Here is a 26,062-nt window from a genome sequence, read left to right as displayed (position 1 = left end):
TGGACACCCGAGTGGCCCGCCTCCCGATTGGACAAGCCTGCCGTGCACGTGTGTATGGTGTCGCTGATGGAAGGAGCCTCGTGGCAGGCAAGAAACTCGTGATCGTAGAGTCACCGACCAAGATGAAGTCGATCGCCGGATACCTCGGTGACGATTACGAGGTGTTGTCCTCGGTCGGGCACATCCGCGACCTCATCGAGCCGAAGAACCTTCCCGCCGAGCTCAAGAAGGGCTCCCTCGGCAAGTTCTCGGTCGACGTCGACAACGGCTTCGAGCCGTACTACGTCGTCTCGGACGCGAAGAAGAAGACCGTCGCGGACCTCAAACGCGCCCTCAAGAACGCCGACGAACTCCTCCTCGCGACTGATGAGGACCGCGAAGGCGAGGCGATCGCCTGGCACCTCCTGCAGGTCCTGCAGCCCAAGGTCCCGGTCAGCCGCATGGTGTTCCACGAGATCACCAAGGACGCCATCCTCGCCGCCAAGGACAAGACGCGCCCCCTCGACACCGACCTCGTCGACGCCCAGGAGACCCGCCGCATCCTCGACCGCCTCTACGGGTACGAGATCTCCCCGGTGCTCTGGCGCAAGGTCGGTCCCGGACTGAGCGCGGGACGCGTGCAGTCCGCCGCGACCCGACTCGTCGTCGACCGTGAGCGTGAGCGCCTCGCGTTCCGCGCCGCCTCCTACTGGGACGTCATCGCCCGCTTCCTCCCGGGCGAAGACGCCACCGGTGCACCCTTCACCGCCCGCCTCGTCCGCCTCGACGGCGACCGCGTCGCCACCGGCCGCGACTTCGACGACCTCGGCCAGCTCAAGGGCAGCGCCGTCCCGCTCGACGAACAGCGCGCCACGGCGCTCGCCGCAGCACTCGAGCAGTCGAAGGCGACCGTCCTCTCGGTCGAGTCGAAGCCGTACTCGCGTCGACCGGCAGCGCCGTTCACCACCTCAACGTTGCAGCAGGAGGCGGGCCGGAAGCTCCGGTTCTCCGCCCGCCAGACGATGAGCGTCGCGCAGTCGCTCTACGAGAACGGCTACATCACCTATATGCGTACCGACTCGCCGTCGCTGAGCAAGCAGGCGATCGATGCGGCGCGCAAGCAGGCGGCGTCCCTCTACGGAGCCGAGACGGTGCCGGACAAGCCGCGCCTCTACAGCGGCAAGAGCAAGAACGCGCAGGAGGCGCACGAGGCGATCCGACCGTCCGGAGACACCTTCCGCACCCCGTCGTCGCTCTCCTCGACGCTCCGCGGCAACGACTTCAAGCTCTACGACCTCATCTGGAAGCGCACCGTCGCCAGCCAGATGGCCGACGCCAAGGGCTCGACCGCGACGATCACGCTCGAGGCCGCGACCGAGGTCGGCCGCGCCGAGTTCACCGCATCGGGTACCGTCATCACCTTCCGTGGCTTCCTCGCCGCGTACGAAGAGGGTCAGGACGAGGACCGCAACTCCCAGGAGGACGCCGCCGAGGCGAAACTGCCGCCGCTGACCGAGGGGCAGCAGCTCGGTGTCGCCGACCCGGAGGCGAAGGGGCACGAGACCTCGCCGCCCCCGCGGTACACGGAGGCCAGCCTCGTGAAGCGCCTCGAGGAACTCGGCATCGGCCGCCCCTCGACGTTCGCGTCGATCATCTCCACGATCATCGACCGTGGTTATGTGACGCAGCGCGGCCAGGCGCTCATCCCGAGCTGGGTGGCGTTCAGCGTCGTCCGACTGTTGGAGGAGTACTTCGAGGAACTCGTCGAGTACGACTTCACGGCTGAGATGGAGAACGACCTCGACCGCATCGCCGGTGGAACGGTCGATCGTGTCGACTGGCTCAAGGGCTTCTACTTCGGAGACGACGCCGGCCGTGGCCTCCGCCAGGTGATCGACAACCTCGGCGACATCGACGCTCGTCGGATCAACTCGATCGTCATCGACGACGGGGTCACGCTTCGGATCGGCAAGTACGGCCCGTACCTCGAGGTGACACCGGACGGCCCGCCGCCCGCCGAGGGAGAGGAAGGCCCCACGCCGCGACGGGTCAACCTGCCCGAGGATCTCGCGCCGGACGAGCTGACCCCGGAGAAGGCGCACGAACTCATCGACGCGCCCGTCGTGGGCGATCGCGTCATCGGCCTGAACCCGGCCACCGGCAAGGAGATCGTCGCGAAGGACGGCCGGTTCGGCCCGTACATCACGGAACTCGACCCGGAGCCCGAGGCGGAACTCTCCGTGGACACGGCGACCGGCGAGGTCACCGAGCCGGCAGCCGGCGCGAAGAAGAAGGCTCCTGCCAAGAAGAAGGCAGCGGCGGAGAAGCCCCGCACGGCGTCGCTCTTCAAGTCGATGGACCTCGCGACGATCGACCTCGAGACCGCACTCAAACTCCTCGACCTGCCGCGTGTCGTCGGGGCGGACCCCGAGTCCGGTGAGGAGATCCTGGCGCAGAACGGCCGATACGGTCCCTACTTGAAGAAGGGCACCGACACCCGGTCGCTCACCTCCGAGGACGACATCTTCACCGTCGACCTCCCCGGCGCGGTCGAGCTGTTCGCTCAGCCGAAGTACGGCGCTCGGAAGGCGTCGAGCGCGCTGAAGGAGTTCGAAGCGGACCCGGAGAGCGGCAAGCCGATCAAGATCAAGGACGGTCGTTTCGGCGCCTACGTCACCGACGGGGTGACGAACGCGACGATCCCGCGCGGCGAACAGGTCGAGGACGTCGACTTCGAGCGAGCGGTCCAGCTGCTCGCGGACAAGCGCGCGAAGGGCCCGGCGAAGCCGAAGACCACCAAGAAGGCTCCGGCGAAGAAGGCCCCTGCCAAGAAGGCACCCGCCAAGAAGGCCACGACAGCCAAGGCGACCACGGCGAAGGCCACGACGGCGACGTCGACGGCGCGGTCCGCCGCGGCTAAGAAGGCGGCCGCGACCCGTGCTGCCAACAAGGCGGCTGCGGCGAAGGCCGACGCCGTCACGTGAGCGAGGGAGCGCGGCCCCGAGGGTTGTTCATCACCCTCGAGGGCGGAGACGGTGTCGGCAAGTCGACGCAGGCGAGCCTGCTGAGCGACTGGTTCGAGCAGCAGGGTCGCACCGTCGTCCGCACCCGCGAACCGGGCGGGAGCGATCTCGGGGTCGAGATCCGCGAGATCGTGCTGCACCATCGCGGCGACATCTCCCCGCGCGCCGAGGCACTGCTGTACGCCGCGGACCGTGCCCACCACATCGCCACCGTCGTGCGCCCGGCACTCGCCCGCGGCGAGATCGTGTTGCAGGACCGCTACCTCGACTCGTCCGTCGCCTACCAGGGCAGCGGACGGGTCCTCGACGCGGCGCAGATCCGGGGCATCTCGCTGTGGGCCGCGGAGGACCTGCTCCCCGACGTCACCGTGCTCCTCGACCTGGACGTCGCCGTCGCCAGAGGTCGGCTCGACAACGCCAACAAGCGGTTCGACCGGCTGGAGGCTGAGGCGCAGGACTTCCACACCCGCGTGCGCGAATCGTTCCTGGCCCTCGCGGCAGCGGAACCGGAACGGTTCCTCGTCGTGGACGCCGCGCTGCCGCCCGAGGAACTCGCGGCCGACATCCGCGAGCGGATCGCGCCACTCCTCTGATCAGACCCGGCCCCTGAGCCTGTCGAAGGGCGGCCCGGTGTCTGGAAGCGTGAGCTCGGCACTTCGACAAGCTCAGTGACCGGTGGGCGGCTCAGTGACCGGTGGGCGGCTCAGTGACCGCCCGTCGGCTCGGACACCCGCACGACCGCCAGCCGCCGTCGGTGGCGCCCGGTATCGTTGACCCATGGCTTCCTGGACCGACTTGACGGGTCAACGCGACGCGATCGAGTTGTTGCAGGCCGCGTCGGACCCGGTCGAACCCAAAGGCCTCACCCACGCCTGGCTCATCACCGGTCCGCCCGGTTCCGGCCGGTCGACCCTGGCCTATGCATTCGCTGCGGCACTCCTCAGCCGAGAGCCCGGGGGAGACGACGTCACCCGTCGGCAGGTCGAAGCGCGCACCCACCCCGACCTCTCCGCGCTGAGCACCGATCGCGTCATCATCACGATCGACGAGGTCCGCGACCTGGTCCGCAACGCCTACCGTGCACCGTCCGTGGCCCGTTTCCGCGTCATGGTCGTGGAAGACGCCGACCGCATGACCGAGCGCACGTCCAACCTGCTGCTGAAGTCCCTCGAGGAGCCGCCCAGCAGCACGATCTGGGTCCTGTGCGCGCCCAGCGAGGCGGACCTCCTGCCGACGATCCGGTCCCGCGTGCGCTCCGTCCGGCTCGGCGTGCCGACCATCGACGACGTCGCGGAGCTGCTGGAACGACGCGACGGCGTGGCGCACGACATCGCGGAGCGCGCGGCCCGTGAAGCTCAGAGCCACGTGGGGATGGCCCACCGTCTGGCGACCGATCCCGGAGCCCGGCAACGTCGTGAGTCCACCCTGCGGGCCGTCCTCGACATCCGCAGTGCCGGTCAGGCCGTCGTCACGGCCGGGCGGCTCCTGGAACTCGCCGGCGACGACGCGAAGGCCTACACCTCGCTGCGCGACGAGGCCGAGCGCGAGAGCACGCTGCGGTCGCTCGGCGTCGAGCCCGGCCAGTCCGTCCCTCCCGCCCTCCGGTCGCAGGTGCGGGCGATGGAGGAGGACCAGAAGCGGCGCGCGACACGGAGTCTCCGCGACGGGCTCGACCGCATCATGGTCGACCTGCTGTCGCTCTATCGCGACATCGTGCTCCTCCAGCTGGGACACGACGCCACGATCATCAACCGGGAATTGCGTCCGGAACTCGAGGATGCCGCTCGGCGGACGACGCCGGCGGTTACGATCGATACCTTGGAGGCGATCTCCGTCGCCCGAACACGAATCGAAGGGAACGTCGCCCCGGCGCTGGCCTTGGAGGCCATGCTCGTGTCGGCGGTCCGGTAGGGAGCCTCTGTGACTTCGCCCAGGCAGCAGCCGTCGGCCTCGATGGGACCGGCCGGTGGATCCCGCCGCAGCGGTCCGCGTGCGCGGCGGACGGCACGTGTCGCGCTCGTCGCCGGTCTCGCGGTGGCGGCCCTCACGCTGAGTGGGTGCGTCACGGCGTTCCTGCCCCCGAAGGCCGCCGAACCGACGCCGTCGTCGTCGGCGGCGACCAGCGACGTCGCTGCGGAGCTGAAGCCCTTCTACGAGCAGGAGCTCGACTGGAAGACCAGTGGGTGCGTCGACGGCTTCGAGTGCGCCACGGCGAAGGCGCCCATCGACTGGGACAACCCGTCCGACGGCGAGCTGTCCCTCGCGCTCGTGCGCCACCAGGCGACGAACGGCAAGCCGATCGGTTCGCTCTTCATGAACCCCGGCGGGCCGGGCGGTTCCGGCTACAGCCTCGTCGCCGACAGCCTCGACTTCGCGGTCGACAAGGACCTGCAGGAGAACTTCGACGTCGTCGGCTTCGACCCTCGTGGTGTCGGCAAGTCGACGCCCGTCACCTGCCTGAGTGATTCGGAGATGGACGCGTACCTGTACGACGTCACGCCGGGTGAGCGCGGCTCCGACGAGTGGATCGCCGCCAACGAGAAGGCCGCGAAGGACTTCGGCGACGCCTGTGCGGAGGAGACCGGCAAGATGCTCGAGTTCGTCGACACGCAGAGTGCCGCGAAGGACCTCGACATGCTCCGGGCGGCCGTCGGCGACAAGCAGCTCTACTACCTCGGCTACTCGTACGGCACCTTCCTCGGCGCGACCTACGCCGAGCTCTTCCCGAAGAACGTCGGGCGCCTCGTCCTCGACGGGGCGATCGATCCGTCGACGTCGAACTTCGAGGTGGTGAAGGAGCAGGCCAAGGGCTTCGAGAGCGCGCTGCGCGCCTACCTCGAGGACTGCATGTCGGGGACGGACTGCCCGTTCTCCGGTTCGGTCGACGACGCGATGACGGAGATCAAGAGCCTCCTCGACCAGGTGGACGCGAGCCCGATCCCCGCTGACGACGGCCGTGAGCTCGGCGGCAACACGCTGCTCACCGCGATCATCTACCCGCTGTACCAGGCCGACGCCTGGCCGTACCTGAGTCGGATGTTCGACGAGGTCATGCAGGGCGGCACGGACATCGCGTTCCAGTTCGCCGACGGGTACAACGGCCGCGGCGACTCCGGCAAGTACACCGACAACCAGACCGAGGCCTTCAACGCGATCAACTGCCTCGACTACAGCTACGACGACGACAAGACGAAGATGGCCGACGAGGCGAAGGAACTCGAGCAGGCCGCTCCGGTGATCGGCGAGTACATGGCCTACGGCGACACGTTCTGCGCGAACTGGCCGTACCAGACGCGGACCGAGCGTGGCGAGATCCACGCGAAGGGTGCCGCTCCGATCCTCGTCGTCGGAACCACGAACGACCCGGCGACGCCGTACGTCTGGGCGCAGAACCTCGCGGAGCAGCTCGACCAGGGCCAGCTCATCACCTACAAGGGTGAGGGGCACACCGGGTACAACAAGGGCAGCGACTGCGTGAACCAGGCGGTCGACCAGTACCTCATCGACGGTACCGTCCCGTCGAAGGACCCGATGTGCAGTTGATGGCGGGACCTCGATGACCATGACGGTGCCGGCCGAACTCGGGCTCCGCGAGCGGAAGCGCCTCGCGACGCGTCGGGCGATCCAGCACGCGGTGTTGACGCTCGCGGGGGAGCACGGGCTCGAGAACGTGACGGTCGAGGAGGTGAGCCGGCGGGCGGAGATCTCACCGCGGACCTTCTTCAACTACTTCGGGACGAAGGAGGAGGCGCTGATCGGCGACATCCCGTTGATCCCCGACGGCGACGCCCTCGAAGCCTTCCTGACCGCGGGCCCGGCGACCGACGTCCTCACCGATCTCGGCGAGTTGTTGGCCCGGACGGTGGGCGATGCCGATGAGGACGTCGAGATCCACCATCTCCGCAAGGACGTGCTGCGTGATCACCCGCACCTCCTCGGGGCGCGGATCGCGAGCATGCGCGGTTTCGAAGAAGGTCTGTACAAGGTCGTCGAGCGGCGGGTGCTGAACGACGAGCCCGCGCTCGCGGGTGACTCGGAAGCCCTCTTCGATCGGTGTTGGATGATGACGATGGTGGGATTCGCGGGGCTCCGCCATGCCTGGCGTTGCTGGGCCGATGCGCCGACCCCCGGGTCGCTCGCGGAGCGGATCCGTCGTTCTTTCGCCGAGCTGTACACGACCGTGCAAAAGCTGCGCTAACATGGATACTCGTGCGCCGGGCGACCAGCGCACGCGCCGCCCTAGCTCAGTCGGCAGAGCATCTCACTCGTAATGAGAAGGTCAAGGGTTCGATTCCCTTGGGCGGCTCCACCAGCATCACCCGGCCGTTGCCCTGGAAAACCCAGGTCAGCGGCTCTTTTCTTGCCGCCGATAGTCGCGCGCCCCTCCCCGAATCTGCAGGACAGGTGAGGGATTCGGAGTCCCGTACAGCAACGCGTACAGCAACGCGTACAGCAACGCGTACAGCAACGGCAGTGGATCGGGGCGGACGACGGTGGACCGGACCGCTCACTTCAGCCCTGAATCGTTGACGTCGAGCGCGCTGTTCATGGCCTCTGACGCGCTCCGAAGCGTGGTCGGTGCAACGTGTGAATAGATGTCTGATGTGATGGCCATGTTGGAGTGGCCGAGTACTTCCATGACGACCCGCATCTGCACTCCCTGCGCGAGCAGCAGCGACGCACAGGTGTGACGCATATCGTGGAAGCGGATCCGGCGGACGCCCGCTGCCGCGATGTCCTTATCGAAGGTGCGCCGCAGGTTGCTCGGTTCGATGGGCGTGCCGAGAGTCGTGGTGAAGACCAGACCGGTCTCCACCCACCCCTCACCCGCTGCCCTGAGGTCGGCTTGCTGAATGCTCGCGCGGGCACGGAGTGCCGTGGCCGTCTTCCCGGGTAGGGGGAGTGTGCGTTTCGATCGAGCTGTCTTGGTCGGCCCGATGGTGATGCCTTGGCCTGCGCCGGCGCGGTGTGCTGTCTGCCTCACCCAGAGTTGGGTGCGCTCTGGATTGATGTCCGCCCATCGGAGTCCGAGGATCTCGCCGCGTCTCAGTCCAAGGGTCAGCGCGACGACGTAGAGCTGCGCGAACTGGGAGTCTCGGCTCGACTCGAGGAACGTCGACGCTTCCTGGGCTGTCCACGGCTCGACCTCGACATGTTCGATCTTCGGCGCGCGGACGAGTGAAGCGACATTGCGAGCGATGTGCTGCTCGCGCGCGGCTTCGCTGAGGATGCTCCGGAGGACTGCGTGCGCGAGGCGCACCGTGTGAGCGGACACCCCCGTCCTTGCTACCGCGGTGTGGAGCTCGCGTACGTTCTGTGGGGTGAGTTGCTCGAGCTTTTTCCCGCCGACGGCGGGCAGCACGTGTTTGTTCAGGATCCAGTCGTAGTTCGCGAGCGTCGTTGGACGGAGCGTGTTGGGGGCGATGTGTTCGAGCCAGTAGGCGGAGTAGGACCGCACGGTCCACCCGGACACTGCTGCGGGCACGCCGTCTTCGGTCTGGGTCTGCAATTCGCGGAGTTTGGACGCCACCTCGGCTGTCGTGTGGCCATAGACGGTCCGGCGCTTCCTCGCACCGTCCGGGGCCAGCACGTGCGTCGCACCGCTCCAAGTTCCGTTCTTTCGCTTGTAGATCGACCCCTCACCGTTCGCGCGCTGACTCACGCCTGGTCTGCACCTGCGAGCTGTCGGGCAAAGCGGTGCAGGGCGGCGACGGGGATGCGTCTGGCGCGTCCGATCTTGACGCTGGACAGGTGGCCAAGCCTCATGAGGTCGTAGACGGTGGAGCGTCCCACTCCGAGTGATTGTGCTGCCTCTTCGGCGGTGAGCAGCAGCTTGTCGATTGGCATGGTGATCCCATCAGTCGTGGGGCATCCGAGTGGGTGCCCCGTGACTGTCCTTGTCGGCAAGCGCCCTGAACGGCGGACTCCAGTGGATTGGCAAATCCGGCGGTCTGCCAACTGTGCGTTGGGTTCCTGGGATCGGTTCAGCTTGGGAAGCTGAAGTTACCAACTGTCGGCTAACTGAAACTCACTGGAGCGAACTTCGGCGTGGTAGCGGGGAAGTGTGAGACCTGGTTGGACGTGGTGTTCTCGAATTTCGGGTGAGAAAAGTGTGAGAAACGCGGGCGGCGCACCAATCGCCGAGTCTGGATGGCGCGTCCCCTTTGGTGAGTTGACGCCCCGACAAGGTAAGGGCTCCGAGATTGGCATCGGCATAGTGGTGATCATGTGATTCGGTTATCAAGTTGCGCAAACTGGCTCGTCCTCGGGACGAGAGCAGTTTGCTTGGCCGGAAATGGTCACCGGTCTTCGCTGAAGACCATCCATGTGCCAAAGCGCGGAGCACTAGACACTTCCAGCTCAGTTGACGCAGCCCGTCCTGCCAGAGTGGCATGTCATGCCACCACCCTCGGTCAGAACAAGGCAGGTCAGTCTAGCTGAACGAACTTTCCTTCGGCAGTGAATCGGAACCCGCGCCGTCCTGGAGAGCGCCTATCGTGTGCGACCTCGTCGATAAGACTGGCTAGTAGCAGCAGTCCAGCTGTATTTGGTTCTTTGTCCTCGAATAGCGCGGCCGCATTCGATCCGAGGGTCGGTAGTCTCGAGACCAACGCGTTCAGTGGGACATCAATCTCGAAGGGCCCCAGTTGACCTTTGCTAGTGCCGTCAAAAGATACGACGACGGCTTCTGGGTTGTCCGCAAACGTCACTGTCTTGTCGGGATCCTGAAGATAGGATCCTAGCTCTCGTAGAATTTCATTTACCATTAAACTTGAATCCTAGTAGCTGACCGGATACGCGGTGATGATGTTCTGGTTAACTCGCCCAAACGACACCAGCACCAACCATTCCTCGGCGACCTCGCCCGTTCTAGCGTCCCGGATCTGCACTGGCGCCGTGTATCGGTAGGTCTCGTTGGACTGCGTAGTCACGTTTCTTGGTGCGAGCAGAGTTTGCTCGATTGCCCATTGCGCGATCTGGTCCCAGCTTCCACCCGCCGGGGCGGCGACAATGGTCCAGTCTGACGTGTGTCCATATGCAATGTGGTTCCAGCCCCAACCATCCTCCGTTCCTATTCCGCACTTCAGAGTGGCCACTCCGGCAGGTGCGGGTCCCTTCGCGGCGTGTCTGAATGCGTTGATCCGCCAGCCGGCTTCCTTTCCTGCGCATCCGGGTGCTGTAGATGCTGCTGCGCGAGCCGCGGCGTTGGGAGCCGTGGAGTTTCCGGTCTGGAATACTTCCCCATTCATCACTAGTTCGTACTGCGGATCATTAGCGCTAATAGCCTGCGCGGGTCCGCCCGGTAATAGAGACAGAGCCGCAATAGTGAGGCAGGTGGCTGCTATTGAGCTATATCGGGCAATTCTGGTATTGAACACGATTCCCCCATGGCGGTTGCATTTCGACAATCGTATCTGCCCTATTTTGCGGCGGATGTCCACATTTGTGCCTATTGTTTTCAGGTAAGTCTTTTGCTATAACCGCCGGATGTCAGCTGTTTTTCCGTCGCCTCGGATCGCACCAAACTCGATCCGCCTCTTGCTGAAATAGCGCATTTTTGATCCCGATGTTCGCAGACCATGGGCAGGCAACCAGAATCTGCAGGTCAAAGCTCTTTCCGAGATCGGCACGTTCGCTCTCTCGCTAGCGGGCGCTGCGCTCGTGACTAGACGGGCGTTCCTGCTGGCGATGTGCTCGCAGGGACGCGGGGGCTTCCTGCAACGAGAGATGCGGATCCTTGATCTGGTGTGCGGCTTCGGGAACTCTTTCGTTGTCGGATACTGACCGATGCGTACCTCCAATCGGGACGTGGTAAGGAATTGAGCGGCGACACTGCTCGAACGATGATCATCGCTGGCGCCATGGGGTCCGTGGGGCGGCTCGCGTGGCACTCGACTTGCTCGGGACGCATTGCAACGAGGCCACGCGCAGTCGGAATCGGGAAGGCCTTCCATGCTGCAAGGTGCCGTTGGTCTGAAGCCGGTCGACGAACACGCGCACTTCGGTGCGGCCACAGAGGGGAACGCTGTCCGGACTGTGTCCCTCCAGGTAGGCGATTGCGACGACCTCCGCGATGGAGTCGACTCGAGCGGAGCGGGTCCGCGCGGGTCGGGTTTCGGGCACAGATCAGTGTCGAGAGGGGAGCGGTCGAGGCAAGCACAGGCCAGCTGACGAACGAGTTCAACCGAATAGCGGCCGAGAATGACGACGTGACTTCGCCCCCCATGTTGGCCCCCGAAGTCAAGAGCTTGACTTTCGGGGTTCGCCTTGATGTTTAACCGGTTGATCTACTAGGTTTTTCTCAGCTTCGTGGGTTGCGAGGTCTCCCTACCTTGAAGGATGCGCCCTTGGCGCTTCGATTCCGCCCGTTCTTTTTTGCTGCCCTCAGCATGATCATCACATTCGTCCTACTCGGATCGTTCGTCCAGTACACGGCGGCGGCGGCCGAGGAGTCGAGCGATCCGGTCCCCGCGATCGCTCCGCCCGAAGAGTCTGAAGAGCCGGAAGTGCAGCTGGGGGAACAGCCACCGACGGCAGATTTCTCGGGAGAGCCTGACGCCGAAGTGGCCGAAATTCCTGAACGTGCAAAGGGGCAGGGCGCCGTGGACTCGGAGACGCTCGAAACCGACGACTTCGACGCTGAAACTGCTCAGGTGGTTAACCGTGATGAGTTTTCGCTGACGTACGATGCCGGTGACGGCCGGCGCGTCACCGAGATGGCACGCGAACCGGTGAGCGTTGATGTCGACGGTGACTGGAAACCGATCAACACAGATGTTTCGACGACCGGACCATTCTCATGGTTCGGAGTCGGCGGTGGAGCAGTGGACCAGCACCCTCTCAGTCCGATTTTTGCCGAGACGGCGAGCGACGACAACCTGCTGCAGATCTCCCGCAACGGTTCGGACGTCGGCTTCACTTTGGTCGACGCAGCCGACAGCAAGTTGGTTCGCGACGCCGCCCCGTGGTCTGAGACGAAGAACCAGCTTGAGTACCAGGACGTTTTTCCGAACACCGACCTCGTCTACGAGGTCGAGAACTCAGGGGTGAAAGAGCTGTTCCGGCTGGCGAAGAAGCCGGGGCTCGACGGTAAGACGTCGTGGACCTGGAAGGTGAAAACCGACGGCTCGCTGCGCTTGGACGCCCTCGGGGCGGTCGAGTTCATCGACGAAGGCGGCGACGTAGACTTCGTCATGCAGCCGCCGACGATGTGGGACTCTGCGGGCGTTGGAGGAAAACAAGCAGACAATCAGGCCCCGCTCGATGTGCGACTCGATCAGCGCGACAACGCCTGGTGGATCACGCTCGAGGCCAGCGGGGCGTGGCTGAATGACCTCAAGCGGGTCTATCCCGTCATGGTCGACCCGGACACTTGGGTGCCGCAGAACGACACAAGATCGTACAAGACGAATGGTCAGACCAACGTCAACTACGGCATCCAGATGGGAAACACAAACTCCAACGGTATCTGGCGGACGATCGCCCACTTCAACTACGAGCAATTCTTCGGCAAGCAGGTGCTACGCGCCGAAATCCACGCGACAGCAATCAGCGATGACAGCACCGTTACCGCTCGCCAAAACAACATTTACCACGCCACTGCCTTCAACTATGCAGCTGCGGGTGAACACCTCGGCGGCTTTCACGTCACGGACAGCGCGGGCTGGGCGCAGGACGACCGCCTTAGTAGCCGCGTTGCCCAATGGGTAAACGACCGTGTAGCTGGTTCGTACCTCATGTTCGTCGGCGACGAGAGCAACACGTTCACCTACAAGCATGTGGACACATCCATGTTCGTATGGTGGAAAGAATACGCGGCGTTCGGCTCCATCGTCGCGCCCTCACCTGGGAACGCCGCAACCAACACGACCTTGACGCCGACGTTCAAAGTAACCGGCACGCCCGCGGCTGGCACCTCGCTCCGCTACTACTTCCGTGTAAGCCTGAACCCGAACCCCGACCTCAGCCCACTTTGGGAGACTGGCTGGATCACCGCCGACACAGCGAAGATGCCGTCGCCAAAACTTCAACCCGGCACCCGGTACTACTGGCGCGGGTTCGTCGCCGATGAGTACAACGGCGTCTGGGGAGTGAACAACAGCAAGAGCTCACCGATCTGGTCCTTCACCACCAATGACACCCCGGGGACCTCTCTGTCGACCGCATCGCCCGGAGATCGCTCTGTCGTCGTCACGACATCGCCCACATTCGCTGTTGCGGCGCCCGCCAACCCGCAGAACCGGCCGCTGCAGTATTGGTTCCGAGTCGCCTCCGGCACCGACGCGAAGACCGGCGCAGTCGTGAGCTCCGGATGGCAGACGGGCCTGACCTGGACGGCACCAGCCGGCTACCTGCAGGACGGTACCGCTTACTCATGGACGGTTCTCACCAAGGACCAGTACTCAGAATCCGTCACCTCATGGGTCGGACGATTCACCGTGAACCAGCGCGTCGGCGACCCGGGCCCATCGCCCACCGACGCGGCAGGTCCTGTCACAGTGAACCTGGCTAACGGCAACGTGAACATGAGCTTCACCTCGCCCACCGTCAACACGCTCGGCGGACCGATCGGTATGGCTTTCACCTACAACTCGCAGAAGTCCTCCAACCGGGGCCTGAAGGGCGAGTACTTCGACGCCAACCCTGAACCGGGCGCGACACAGTCGTGGACGTTTGCTGGCCGGGAGCCCGTGCTCGTAAGAACTGATCCGCAAGTCTCGTTCCGATGGGACGCAGGATCCCCGGGCCCCGCTGTTCCCGTGGACCGATTTCTCGCCCGTTGGACGGGCTTCATCACGCCTTCCGAGGCCGGTTCCTACACGTTCGGAGCGATGCACGACAACGGTGTCGCCACCTGGGTCGGTGATACGAAAGTTATCGATAAGTACACCGACACCCACTCGGCTGGCGCGACTATATGGGGTTCCGCGAAGACACTGACTGCAACGCCGGTGCCTTTCCGGATGGAGTACTTCGACAACACCAGTACCGCCCAGGTTGAGCTTTGGGCCAAGCTCGGTACAACTGGGACACCCTTCCCGGTGCCGGCATCGTGGTTCACGAAGACGGTCGAGGTGCTCCCTGACGGCTGGGGTTCGTCGACAGTGCTCTCAAGCGGCTCCGGCGACTATTCCAGTGTGCGAGTGCAAGAAGGCTCGATCACTCTCACGGATGTGACTGGAGGTACGCACGCGTACACGAAGACCTCGAACGGTGGGTACGAACCCCCGGTGGGGGAGTACGGCGTCATGGCCCTCAACCTCAACAACTCCGTGTCATTCACCGACGAGAGCGGCGTGGTGTACACGTTCGGCGCAGACGGTAAGGTCTCATCGTCGACGAGCCCGGCCGACTTGAAGAAGCCTGCGTCCACGGTGACGAGCTACCGAACTGGAACCGGTCAAGTTGATCGGATCTCCGACCGGGTCTCCGAGAACGCCGGCTCGAACCCCAAGACCTACTCGCGCGAAGTCCGATTCGCGTATTCGGGCGACAGCGCAGCATCGGTTGGGCTTGCTCCAACCGACTCTGATGTCACCGGCTCCGCATGCCCGGTCCCAGCCGGATACACAGCGGTCCCGGCCGGGATGCTTTGCCGCATCATCTACCCGGGACACGTCGCAGGAACGAACGACACGACTCGATTGCTCTATGACAGCAGCGGGCGGCTTGCCGCGATCCTCGATCCCGGCAACGAACCAGTCACGTTCGGATACGACTCCAACCGCCGTGTTACAGCGATCCGCGATGCACTCGAGAACGACTGGGCGACAGCCAGCGGAATCATCAGCCCACCAGCAGCCCGAACCACCATCACCTACGACGCTGCCGGAAGGGCCTCCGTTGTCACCCAGGCGGCACCTGACGGCCTCACGGAGGCAAATCGACCCTGGACCAGCTACTCGTACGAGGCCGGACAGAGCCACATCGACCGAGCCGGCTTCACCCCGCCGACCGCGGCACCAGCGCCAGGGCATGCGCGGACGGTCCAGTACGACAGCTCATGGCGACAAACCAACGACATCAGCGCCACGGGATTGACAACGAACACCCTCTGGAACGAAAAAGACCAGGTCCTTTCGACAACGAGTCCTCAGGGCAAAACGACCACGAACCTCTATGACGGGCAGGACCGTCTAACGGACACCTTCGGTCCCGCACCTGCCGGATGCTTCCTCGCCGACCGCACGCCCTCGGCCGACTGCGCCACAACCACCCCGCACACCATCAAACGATATGACGAAGGCCTCGTCAGTCTCGCGGCAGTTCTCTTCCCGAACCGTTCGCTCACGGGCGTACCCACTGCCATGACACTGGGGATCCTTGGAGCTGGCGGGAGCATCGCGAAAGACTGGGAACAGAGGAGCCCCACTGATGCCGCCGTCGATGGTGTCTCAATGCGCCTCACCGGCACCGTCACCTTCCCGAAGGCGGGCCAGTACAAGCTCCAGACCTACGCCGACGACGGCACACGGGTCTACATCGACGACGTCCTCGTTACAGAGGACTGGTCTAGCCACGCGGTGCGGTGGTCAGCAGAAGGAATCGTCAACGTGATCGCGGGACAGACCGCTCGAATCCGCGTCGAATACTTCGAGGACACCGGTCCGGCCAGCCTCGAGCTCTTCTGGACGCCACCGGGAGAAGCGCGCGCACACATCCCCGGCGCACAACTCAAGCCGGACTACGGAATCGTCACCACGACGTCGACCATCGATCAGGCTCCAGCCTCAGTGCCTGGAGCTGAGGCGCCTTCCACGACGACCAAGTTCCAGAGCTCCTCGCCCTGGCTGGGGCTCATCGATTCATCGACCGTAGACCCGGGCGGTTTGAACCTGACGACCTCCTACGAGCACGAAGCTCCCACCAGTTACCTCCGTCGTACGAGCCAACGACTGCCGGCGGCCACTGCGGCAGGCACAACAGCCGCTGTTGGCGGCAGCACCTACGCTTACTACGGAAACACCGAGACGCTCCAACAGGCCCACGTAGGGAGCGTTTGCGGTCTACCCGCATCGACTCCCCAATACGGTTTCCTCAAGAGCACAGCCGAAGCTACGAACAGCACGAACACGAAGGTCACGACGCAGTACGTGTATGACCTCTTCGGGCGCGGCGTCGGCAGCAAACGCATCGGTGATACTGCTTGGACCTGCACAACATTCGACGCCAGAGGCCGCACTGCAACTCTGAGCTACCCTGCGAATGCGACGAGCCCAGCACGAACCGTTACGTCCGCATATACCGCAGACGGCACCGCGACCGCGAGTCCTCTAACGAGCTGGACGCAGGACGCGAGTGGTCGTGTGACGACCACGACAGATCTCAGCGGGAACGTCACCCAGTACGTAGATGCCTGGGGCACTGTTGCGACTGCACAGTACGACATTCTCGGTCATCTCACTGCGCTGACGACGACACCACCTGGTGGAACGGCAGCCTCGACAACCTTCGGCTACGACGAGGAAGGGCGCACCACGACGGTGACAGTAGAGGGCCTTTCGGCCGCCGAGGTGACTTACGGACACGCCGCACTTGCTGACGTTTCCTTGCGAGGCGCGCTGATCGCGGTCGACTACCCGTCCACTGGATTCGGGAACGGATCCTCGCTGGCCATTGGCCAGGACGCGCAGGGCGCCACGTCGAGCTTGCGCTGGTCCTTCCCGAACCAACCGAACGTCACAGACGAGGTCGTCAGATCTCAGTCCGGGCGAACCGTCCAGAACACCATGACGGCGGGATCGTCGAAGGAGATCTCAACCTACGGTTTCGATACCGCAGCCAGGCTCATCAACGCGACCATCCCCGGACACCAACTCTCCTATGGCTTCGGCACCACGTCAGGATGCGCGGGCGGGTCGTCAGCCGGCGCGGGGCTCAACGGCAACCGGACCACCATGACGGATGTGCGCCCGACCGCCACTTCAGTCACCGCCTATTGCTACGACGGGGCCGACAGATTGATGGGCAGCACTGTCAGCTCTCCTGCCGCCGGAGCAGACCCGGTATCGGATGGTCTCGGTGTTGGCGAAATCGCCTATGACGCTCAGGGCAATACGACCACTCTCGGACCGCAAGCCCTCGTCTACGACTCAGCAGGCCGCCACCTGTCAACCGAAATCGCAGGGTTCGGAAAGGTGACTTACCTCAGAGACGCGCTTGACCGCATCATCGCGCGGACGGTCAGCCTCCCCAACGAGCCAGACCGGATCCAACGGTTGTCCTTCACCGGAGCCGGAGATACCCCTGACCTCATTCTCGACGGCGCGAACAACCTGACACTCACTACGACAAGTCTCCCAGGGAACGTCATCGTGCAGCAGCCGACGGGTGGTCCCCAGAACTGGCTGTACCCAAACATTCATGGCGACGTGCTTGTCAATGCGAACGATGACGGCGAAGTACTCGACCTGTACCGATACGACCCGTTCGGGCAAACGGTCGACCCCGTCACTCGAGCTATCGGCACGAATGTCTCAAATGACGTTGGACCAGGAGCAATCGGAGGCGAGGCAGACTACGGATGGGTCGGAAAACACCAGAAACTGTCAGAACGACTTGGCTCGATCGCAACGATCGAGATGGGTGCCCGACAGTACGTTGCTGCCCTCGGACGATTCCTCTCTGTAGACCCGGTCGACGGGGGAGTCGAAAACTCGTACATCTACCCAAATGACCCAGTCAACAAGTTCGATGTCACCGGAGAGTTTGAGATCGACTGGTGGCTGGTCGCGGATATTGCCTCGATCGCCCTGATGTTTGTTCCGGGCGCAGGGCTGCTTGTCGCTGCGTACCGAGTATTCAGAGTTATCCGTGCAGCGAACGCTTTCATCAAGGGCGTTGAGGGTGCGAAGGCGACAATCAAGGCCACTCGTGCTACGGCTGCAGTTGCCGGACGGATCATGACCAGGTCCTGGGAGCGCTCGGCGGTACACGACAAGGCGAGGAACGGCGCGAAATGGATCCAAAACGGAATGAGAGGGTATCGTGGCGCAAAAGTGAAGGGTAAGTATGGGAAGTCGTCCAACCTGACCTGGGGTCTTGAAAAGACGCCAGGCTACAGGAACTTCCACGTGAACCACCGCAAGGGATGGATGTGAGTGTGCAGTCGGAGGCGGATTTCTGGGGTGAACACGGTCGAGTTGGAATTATCCGGCATGGTGACCTGCAGGGGCGTCATGTGTTCGCGTACCCCGAAACTCGGGAGCCTTGGTGGACGTTGTTCGTCGAGACAGGTCCAGAGGATGAAGTGCCGGGCGACCACTACTTTGACGACACCGCCTACTTCCAATCCCTAATCGTTAGCTGGGACGTCCGATGGCTGAAACGCGGGTCTGAGGAGACGCGCGTGGAGGCAGAGCTATTCGGTCAGAGACCCCTTAGAGGCTCGAGTTGGTTGGCCGGTAGGCCGGAAACCCGTGCGGCCTTCACCGAGGATTAGGTCAAGGAGCAGACGGTGCTGGATGTTGCAGCGATCGTGCTAGCGAAACGTCGGCCTGCCGGGGGTCCGATCGGTGTCGAATTATCCGCAGAGGAAACACTCACGCTGTCATAACTCACGTTATCCGCGTACGTGAGTTAGACCAGCCGACGAGTGATGGGCGCGGTGAGGTCGCTCTAGTAGATCGTGCGGCCCAGGCGCACCAGGTAGTCGGCGCTCACTGAGCCCTCTGCCTGTCCGCGTTCCGTGGCGACTTCGATGAAGAGGTCTCGGCGACGTGCTGACCGTTGCGCGTCGGCGCGGTCGAGCACTGCTGGGAGCTCAGCGCGGGTGTGGTCGGTGCAGTAGGCAGGGGTTCCAGGTTGTTGGCGCCATGAGTTGGCAAGTGCGCTGGAGTCGAGTGCGTCGAATCCGCTCTGGTCGACGAGCGTCATCACGGTTGCCTTCGCGTCCGCGTCGTCGCCGGCGACCGCAATGGCGATCCGTCCGTCGGTGCCTGGGGCGGAGGCGTAGAGATTGAGTGATTGCGCGGTGATCATGTTCCACGCCTTCACGACTGGTCGACCGTAGTGATCCGCGACCCACAGGCTCTCGACTTGCCCGGCGTCGAGCTCAGGGATCTGGCCGTCGCGGAGGGGGTAGTAGTTCGATGTGTCGATAATCACCGTGTCTCGGGGTGCGGTGCGCACGAGGTCGGAGATGTCCGGAATGTTGCCGGTGTTGACGGAGACGATCACCACATCAGCGTCGGTGGTTACTTCTGCTGCGTAGACGGCTCGCGCACCGGTGCTCAGTACCTCGGGGGCGATGGTGTCGGGTGTGCGTGAGTTGGCGATAGCGACCTCGTGGCCGGCGCCACTGAGGCGTTGGGCGAGGGTTGCGCCGATTGCGCCGGATCCGATGATGCCGATTTTCAAGATGTCTCGTTTCTGTGGTCGCGGGTGAACGTGGCAGGGGATTCGCCTTGTGAGGTGACGTTCCGGGGTGCAGTCCAGCCAGGCGAACGGTGGTGGGCGGGGTTACCGGGTGCTGTGTGCGGTCTCCCAGGCGTTCGACGTGAACTGGTGAGTCCCCGATCCCACTTCGGTCGAGATTTCGCCGAGCGTGATGTCCGCCTGGATGCCGGAGGGCACTTCGACGGTGAGGGCGACTGCTCCGGACTCGTCACGAACCCAGGCCGATGACGCACGGCCGTACGGGGTGTCTATCGAGACCGCGGCGGAGGTCAGGCCCCCGCCGATGATGGGAGCGATGCGGAGCCGGGCGTATCCGGGAGCGGCGGGTGCGAGGCCGGCGATGCGCTCCTGCAGGAACGCGGCGACGGCACCGAATGCGTAGTGGTTGTGTGATGCTTCGGGTTCGCCCTGCTTGTAGCCGTTCCAGGTCTCCCAGGTGGTCGTCGCACCGCGCTCGACGGCCTGCAGCCAGGACGGGGCGCTGGTCTGGAGCAGGATACGCAGAGCGACGTCGGGGTGACCGGTGTCGACGAGTGTGTCGAGTAGCATCGGCGTGCTCAGGAATCCGGTGGCCAGGTGGTTCCCGGCCTGCTGGACGAGTTCGACGAGGCGGGCGGCCGCTCGGTCGCGGTGCTGTGGTTCCAGCAGGTCGAATGCGAGGGCGCGCACGTAGTCGTCCTGCCGGTCGTCGCCGATGTGTCTCCCTCCGTCGGATACGAAGGCGGCGCGCCAGGCGGAGCCGGCGTTCTCGGCCAGGGTGGCGTAGCGACGGGAATCCGCGTCCTCGCCCACGATGTCGGCGATTCGTGACAGGAGTCGTGCGGAGTGGGCGAGGTAGGCCGTTGCGACGCTGGTGCGTCGTCCGAGGAAGTTCCCGGGCATCTCCGACGCGAGAGATTCTCCGGGTCGGAGCCACTCACCCCAGTGATAGCCGGTGTCGACGACGTACCGTTCGAGCTGTCCGACGCCGCGCCGCAACCTGCGCCTGATGCCTCGTTTGCGCGCGGCCCGTGACGCCAGCTGGTCCACCCACGCCTTCGAGCTGGCGTACTGGTCGCGAAGGACCGCGGTGTCGCCGTAGTACTGGTACAGCGTCCACGGGAGCATGACAGCGACATCGCCCCACCCTGCCGAGGTGCGGGTGAAGCCCAACGGGTTGCGGCTGATCCCTGGTGCTGCCTCCGAGGGGATGAACGGAGGGATCGTTCCGTCTGAGTGCTGCTCTGCCGCGAGGTTGCGGAGGTAGCGGCGAAGGTAGGCGCCGGCGTCGACGAGTTGCACGGCGGTGGTCCCGAACACCTGGATGTCTCCCGTCCAGCCGCTGCGCTCCCGGGTCGGGCAGTCGGTCGGGGTGTCGGTGAAGTTCGAGCGCAGCGACCACACCACGTTCTTCCACAGCTGGTTCAGCCGGTCGTCCGAGCTGTGAAACTCGCTTACGGCAGGAAGCGGCGTCGAGAGGACGATGGCCTCGACGTCGTCCGCGGAGATCGGGTCGGCCGGCCCCTCGATGCAGAGGTAGCGGAACCCTTTGATCGTGGCGCCTGGGGTGTAGACAACGGGTTCGGCTGCCAGGATCGCCTCATCGCGCTGGAACCAATCCTTCTTGGACGAGCCGCCCCCGAGGTAGCCGGTCGCGATCTCCCCGCTCGAGGCCAGCACCTCGCTGTACGACAGCCGCACCGTGGCGCCCTCCGGGCCGGACAGTCTGACGCGTGCGACGCCGGAGAGGTTCTGGCCGAAGTCGATGAGTTGCTTGCCAGATGGTGTCCGCGACACCGTCCCGGGGCGTTGGTCGATCTGCTCGACCCGTGCGACGGATTCCGCGATCATTCGGCGCCGCTCAGGGACGATCACAGCGGAGACGGAGCCTTCCGCAGGACTTTTCAGCCACGGCAGTTCCGGGAGGCGAAGGTCGACCCGCTCACCGTCCTTCGGGTCCGCGACCCGCACCCGCCCGTGGCTGGAGGTCCAGCCCGCGTCGCTCGTCACCTGCATTGTGGTGCCGTCGGCGAGATCGAGTTCCAGCTGCAGCAGGGCCGCGAGTTGATCGCCATAGCGGTTGGGGAGAGAGAAGGCGCCGAGGCGGCCGCGGAATCGTCCTTCGGAGACGATGATGCCGATGGTGTTGGTGCCGGCCCGCAGCTCGTCGGCGGTGTCGTACACCTGGTACTCCGTGTACTCGTGGAACGGTGTCCACCGCGGCACCAGGGCGGTACCGGTGATGTCGTGCTCGTTGATGAAGAGCCGGTACCACCCGAGCGCGCTCGTGTACGCACGCGCTCGGACGACAGCCGCTGGGAGCTCGATCGTCGTCGAGAGGTAGATGCTTCGGGGGTCGTTCTTGTTGGTGAGTGGGTGGCTGATCCAGTCGGCCTGCCAGTCGCTCGGACTCAGCAGCCCGGTCTCGAAGGACGCGGCAGCCCATTCGCTGACGGCGCCTTCGGGTTCGTGCACCCGCACCCGCCAGTGGTACTCGGTGCGGGACCGGAGCGCTCCGCCGACATAGCGGACGCCGTAGGGGGTCGTGCTCCTGACTTGCCCACTCGACCACAGGAGATTGTGAAGGTCAAACGACGAGTCGGTGGAGACTTCGATCTCGTATCCGAGCTGCGGAGGTGCGTCGTTCGGGAGCTTCCAGGCGAATTCCGGCGAGGCCGAGTCGATGCCGAACGGTGCGGGGCGTCGATCGACGGTGAGCGAATGCGGGGTCATGATGGAGTCCTCTGAACAGGGTTAGTGGAAGGCGATCGGCGCAGAGTGTTCTGCCGGTTCAGTGGCGCCGGCCTCTGACTCGAACTCGTCGTGACGATCGCGGGTGCGGAACACGATCCAGGCCCAGCCAACGCCGATGGCTGAGCCGACCGTCAGGATGCCGAACAGGAGTGATGGCCCGCCGATGAGCAGGGTCGGTGTGACGCTTGCGAGCGCGGCGGCCGTGAATCGCTGGATGGCGATGATGCTGCCCTGAGCTGTCGTGCGCAGGAGCGTGGGGAACTGCTCCTGTGCCCACACTCGTTGGATGCCTTCGAAGGCGAAGGCCGAGCCGACGCCCATGAGCAGCAGGCTGACGAGGTAGACGGGGACGCTTGCACCGAAGAGCGCGACGACCAGCGGAGAGAGCACGAATGCGATGCCTCCCGCCTGGAAGTAGCGGAACCGGACGGGCTTGTCGGCGATCTTCATGAACCAGAGGTACCCGATGATGCTCACCGGTAGCAGCGGAAGGGTGACGAGTGATGCCTGGCTGATCGAGACGTCCCCGAAGTTCACAAGGATGTAGGTGCCATAGCTGCCGATCGTGCTCGCGATGAGATTGGTCAGGGAGGCGAACATGATCAACGCGAGAAAGACGGTGCCGTAGGGGCCTCGGAACAGGATACGAATGCCGGCGCGCTCCGCGCGGACCGTCTTCACCCCGGCCCGTCGTTCGGCCCGGGCTGCGAGCCACGTTGCCGACTCGGGGATCGTCAGCCGTCCGAGGAGGATCAGGGCGCCGACCACAGCGATGTGTCCGAACAGGATCATCGGTGCCACGGCCCCCAGGTCGCCGACGAGGGTGCTGATGACGATGTTCGCGATGATGCCTGCCATCCACAGGAGGTTCGTGAACCCGATCAGACGGCCCCGGTTGTGCTCGGTCGCCGCTTCGGAGATGGTCGACAGCGAGACCGGCAGGTCGGCACCGCTCGCGAATCCGAGCATGATCGCCCCGACGAGGATGACGGGGAACGACGATGCGAACACCAGCACGACAGCGCCGATGATGAGCGCGATCATCGTCGCGGTGAACACGGGCCGACGACCGAAACGATCACCGAGCCGACCGCCGACGAGCGCACCGATGGCCATGGAAGCGGTGAGTGCTCCGCCGGCCATGCCGATCTGGATCTCGTTCAGCCCGAGGATCTGCTGGAAGACAACGATCGCGGTGGCGAAGCCGGTGATGGCGGCAGCATCGACGTACGAGGCCATGCCGGAAACAACGGCGACCCACCACGGGCGAGGGGCGGGTTTGGAAGTGAGTGACACGGGACTTCTCCTTTGAAGTGCACGAGCGTGGGGATCGTCGGGGGACGAAATGAAACGAATCAACGGGCCAAGAGTGCCACCAAGTATGTTCCTGAGTCAAATAGATTTCTCGAACTTGGCCCGCAGGCCCTCTAAGCTGAGAGCCCGTGTCGTAGAGAGAGCTCCGTCCGATGTCGAGAAGCAAGAACGCCCTCCCGCTGGACGCCCTCGCAGCAGTGGACATCGCTCCGCTCGCGGGAACTCAACTACCGAGACTCCAGTCGGCGCTCCAGGCCATCGTCACCTGGGGGACGTCGCGGTCTTTCCGTGAACAACTCATGAGGGACAGCGGATTCCCGTTCCCGAAAGACCTACCGGCGTTCCTTGTAATCAACCAGCTCATCTACCGAGGATTGGCGACCCCCACCGGCCTCGCGGACGCTGTCGACACCACGCGTTCGAACATGAGTCGCGTCATCGCTCGCCTGGAGACCGCCGGCCTGGTCTTCCGTGCGCACGATCCTCGAGACGCGCGAGGCACCGTCATCGGGCTGACCCCCACCGGTCGGGATCTCGGGTCACGTGTGCTCGCCTCCATGCAGGACTTCGGCGCGCTGCCTGGATGGAGCACCGATGACATCGAACTGCTCGAGCGGTTGATGGTCAAACTCGCAACCACTCTCGATGCGTATCCCGACCATCCACTCACCGTGACTGCTGGCGTCTCTTTTGGCTCTGATGAATAGCGGCTCGCTGAGGCGGAAGGCGATTGTTCATGCGGAGTAGAGGACCTGACGCGACGGTCGGTCTCGACGCGTGCAGCGCCGTTCCACACGTAAGCCCCGCCGCGGAGCGCCACCATATGACCCCATTCCTGCCTCAGAACTCCGGAATCACGCGAGCATGTTCGGAGCGACACTTTGCGCTGGAACGGCGGCGACACTTGGCGGTGGACACCCACTGATTCAGCGGTGCCACGGCGACACTTTGCGCGGGCGTTCACATCTGCGAGGGTCGATCGTCGGGTAGAACGACATGCTGGTCGCGCGTCTCAGCCGCTGCTGAGCGGGCGTGCTCCGTCGGGTGGCTCGCTTGCAAGGCTGGCTGGGCCTTCAAAGCTTGAGTCGTCCTGCTGTTACCGCGCGCCCGCAAGTGTGGTTGGCCTCGCTCAATCCTGACCTCCGGGTCGACGGACCTCGCGACATCAACAACCGGCCCGTCACCGACGAACCCGCTGCCCGTTCTTCAGGGACTAGGCCAGCGCGTCGCGTCACGCGTGGGTTCACTCCGCTCTCGGTACTCGCGCTCCTCGAGGTGTTCCCGGTGATCGCTGGGGACATGTCCCCATTGCACCCGCGGGACGGGCTCGGCCAAGCTGTCTACACGCGTTCCGGACCATCGGGGGAGATCTGAGGATGAAGAAGCTGTGAGTGCTGAACCGGCTTCGGGTTGGGCGACGAAGCAGGAGCTCCGTGCGTTCTCGGATGCCGTCGCTCCGCAGATCGTGGAGCTCCTGGACACCAGCGGGCTCGCGTTGCCCCGACGTGTGCATGGATACGCCAAGACCGCGGCGAGGTCGTTCTCGTTCACCCGGGAGGTCAAGCTCTCCGAGGTCGTCAGGGTGGTGGCGTTCCTCGCGGTCTACGGCGAGTATGAACGGCTTTTTGCGCTCGCCCGCACGGTGGCGCCCGTTCCGCACACGGGGAACGAGACCGTCTACGAGCCCGCACGATTGATCGTGCACACTGGCTACTACTTCGCCGGTCAGCAGGCGAACGATGCCGTCACAGCGGAGCTCGCGCCGTACCGTTTCGTTCCTGCTGATTTCTGGCGCCCGCCTGGTTACCTCGCTGGAGAGCACTTGCGGCGGCAGTTCGAGCTCGCACCCGACGAAGCAGCCAAATACGCATCCCACCCGGTCTGGTACCACGCCGGCATCAGCGCGGGCGACCTCCCGGTGCTTGCGTCGATGCATGTCTGCGGTGGTTCCTCCACTTGGCCGCTCGAGCGGATCGACGCCCAGGTGGCGAAGACGATCGCCGCCGTCCACGCCTATCGAGGCTTCGAGCCGCCAGCCGGGCCGTGAACGCCCAGCCGCGATCGTCCGTGTCCGGGCGGGTGGTCACCGTGCTCGTCCTCGTCATCCTGACCGGGTTCTCCGGACTGCTAGGCGCCACCGCGGTGCAGCGTCTCGTCACCGATATCACCGCCACCTACTCACCGCTGACCGCGCAGGTGGTCGGCGAGGACACGGAACGGGTGATGGAAGGCAACAGCCGGAACCGTCACTGGGTCGAGTACCGGACGGTGACCGTGACCTACCCGGCGGCGGAGGGCACGCAGCGCGCCGTCGTGCGCAGCGACGATGCGCGGGTCGGTGCGTCAGTCGCAGCGTGGGTGCGCGACGGGACGGGCGAGGTCCGACTGGGCCAACCGACCCCGCCGGACCTCTGGCCGTGGATCTGGGCGGTCGCGTTCGTGGTCGTCACGATCGCTCTCGCTTGGGGGCTCGTGGTTGTCGTGCGTAATCCAGAGGAGCTGCGGCGCCGAGGCGGCGGCGAGCCAGATCGGGGCCGAACTTCGACAGGCTCAGGGACCGGGGTGGCGTCGGGGACCGGTGGTGCGAGCTCGGCGACCGGCGCCGAAGCGCCTAG

15 protein-coding genes and 1 tRNA gene are annotated in these 26,062 nt (G+C 64.6%); 10 read left to right on the top strand and 6 right to left on the bottom strand.

All coding sequences use genetic code 11. From position 1 onward, the window contains the following. The first annotated feature begins 80 nt into the window (after positions 1 to 80). The 6 genes from topA to ASE44_RS00060 all read left to right on the top strand — a co-directional run bounded on the left by topA (position 81) and on the right by ASE44_RS00060 (position 7,311). On the top strand, positions 81 to 2,963 hold the full coding sequence (gene topA, locus ASE44_RS00085) for a type I DNA topoisomerase (protein ID WP_255353606.1): 2,883 nt from the start codon (positions 81 to 83) through the stop codon (positions 2,961 to 2,963). After that, the gene (tmk, locus tag ASE44_RS00080; RefSeq protein ID WP_056776296.1) at positions 2,960 to 3,595 is read left to right on the top strand and encodes a dTMP kinase; all 636 of its coding nucleotides are present in this window, start codon (positions 2,960 to 2,962) and stop codon (positions 3,593 to 3,595) included. The genes topA and tmk overlap by 4 nt, the downstream gene beginning before the upstream one ends. Before the next feature lie 184 nt (positions 3,596 to 3,779). After that, positions 3,780 to 4,913, top strand: coding sequence for a DNA polymerase III subunit delta' (locus ASE44_RS00075; protein ID WP_056014551.1), 1,134 nt, complete (start codon positions 3,780 to 3,782; stop codon positions 4,911 to 4,913). 9 nt (positions 4,914 to 4,922) lie between these two features. After that, a complete protein-coding gene (locus ASE44_RS00070) occupies positions 4,923 to 6,545 on the top strand; it encodes an alpha/beta hydrolase (RefSeq protein WP_327078802.1) in 1,623 nt (540 codons plus the stop codon). 13 nt (positions 6,546 to 6,558) lie between these two features. Continuing rightward, a complete protein-coding gene (locus ASE44_RS00065) occupies positions 6,559 to 7,200 on the top strand; it encodes a TetR/AcrR family transcriptional regulator (RefSeq protein WP_056776292.1) in 642 nt (213 codons plus the stop codon). Positions 7,201 to 7,235: 35 nt separating this feature from the next. Further along, a tRNA-Thr gene (locus ASE44_RS00060) sits at positions 7,236 to 7,311 on the top strand. Between the two features lie 198 nt (positions 7,312 to 7,509). Here ASE44_RS00060 and xerC read toward each other — a convergent pair. From xerC to ASE44_RS18645, 3 genes are all read right to left on the bottom strand, one after another. After that, complete coding sequence (xerC, locus tag ASE44_RS00055; protein ID WP_056776289.1) at positions 7,510 to 8,664, bottom strand: tyrosine recombinase XerC; 1,155 nt, start codon at positions 8,662 to 8,664, stop codon at positions 7,510 to 7,512. Beyond that, entirely contained in the window at positions 8,661 to 8,849 is a 189-nt protein-coding gene (locus ASE44_RS00050; RefSeq protein WP_056776286.1) for a helix-turn-helix domain-containing protein, read from the bottom strand. Before ASE44_RS00050 ends, xerC begins: the two co-directional genes overlap by 4 nt. Before the next feature lie 932 nt (positions 8,850 to 9,781). Beyond that, complete coding sequence (locus tag ASE44_RS18645; RefSeq protein ID WP_157605280.1) at positions 9,782 to 10,444, bottom strand: hypothetical protein; 663 nt, start codon at positions 10,442 to 10,444, stop codon at positions 9,782 to 9,784. Positions 10,445 to 11,350: 906 nt separating this feature from the next. On the opposite strand from ASE44_RS18645, the gene ASE44_RS00045 reads away from it, so the two are divergent. Continuing rightward, the gene (locus tag ASE44_RS00045; RefSeq protein ID WP_056776283.1) at positions 11,351 to 18,103 is read left to right on the top strand and encodes a PA14 domain-containing protein; all 6,753 of its coding nucleotides are present in this window, start codon (positions 11,351 to 11,353) and stop codon (positions 18,101 to 18,103) included. Positions 18,104 to 18,620: 517 nt separating this feature from the next. Here ASE44_RS00045 and ASE44_RS00035 read toward each other — a convergent pair. The 3 genes from ASE44_RS00035 to ASE44_RS00025 form a co-directional block, all read right to left on the bottom strand. Beyond that, entirely contained in the window at positions 18,621 to 19,364 is a 744-nt protein-coding gene (locus tag ASE44_RS00035; protein WP_255353609.1) for an NADPH-dependent F420 reductase, read from the bottom strand. A gap of 99 nt (positions 19,365 to 19,463) precedes the next feature. Next, entirely contained in the window at positions 19,464 to 22,112 is a 2,649-nt protein-coding gene (locus ASE44_RS00030; RefSeq protein WP_056776275.1) for an alpha-L-rhamnosidase, read from the bottom strand. Between the two features lie 21 nt (positions 22,113 to 22,133). Continuing rightward, a complete protein-coding gene (locus ASE44_RS00025; RefSeq protein ID WP_235522504.1) occupies positions 22,134 to 23,429 on the bottom strand; it encodes an MFS transporter in 1,296 nt (431 codons plus the stop codon). Positions 23,430 to 23,599: 170 nt separating this feature from the next. Between ASE44_RS00025 and ASE44_RS00020 the strand changes: the two genes are divergently transcribed. From ASE44_RS00020 to ASE44_RS18640, 3 genes are all read left to right on the top strand, one after another. Beyond that, positions 23,600 to 24,154 carry a MarR family winged helix-turn-helix transcriptional regulator gene (locus ASE44_RS00020; protein ID WP_056776269.1) on the top strand — a complete coding sequence of 185 codons (555 nt, stop codon included), beginning with the start codon at positions 23,600 to 23,602 and terminating at the stop codon, positions 24,152 to 24,154. A 758-nt stretch (positions 24,155 to 24,912) separates the two neighbouring features. Beyond that, positions 24,913 to 25,494 (top strand): hypothetical protein, encoded by a 582-nt coding sequence (locus ASE44_RS00015; RefSeq protein ID WP_157579730.1) that lies wholly within the window; start codon positions 24,913 to 24,915, stop codon positions 25,492 to 25,494. Beyond that, the coding region (locus ASE44_RS18640) for a hypothetical protein (protein WP_200920973.1) at positions 25,491 to 26,062 on the top strand (572 nt) is incomplete at its 3' end. The genes ASE44_RS00015 and ASE44_RS18640, both read left to right, overlap by 4 nt.

This window comes from Plantibacter sp. Leaf1 (assembly GCF_001421315.1).
In the GTDB taxonomy this organism is placed as follows: domain Bacteria; phylum Actinomycetota; class Actinomycetes; order Actinomycetales; family Microbacteriaceae; genus Plantibacter.
The sequence above is the reverse complement of the archived record's forward strand: the minus strand, read 5'-3'. Positions and strand labels throughout refer to the sequence as shown.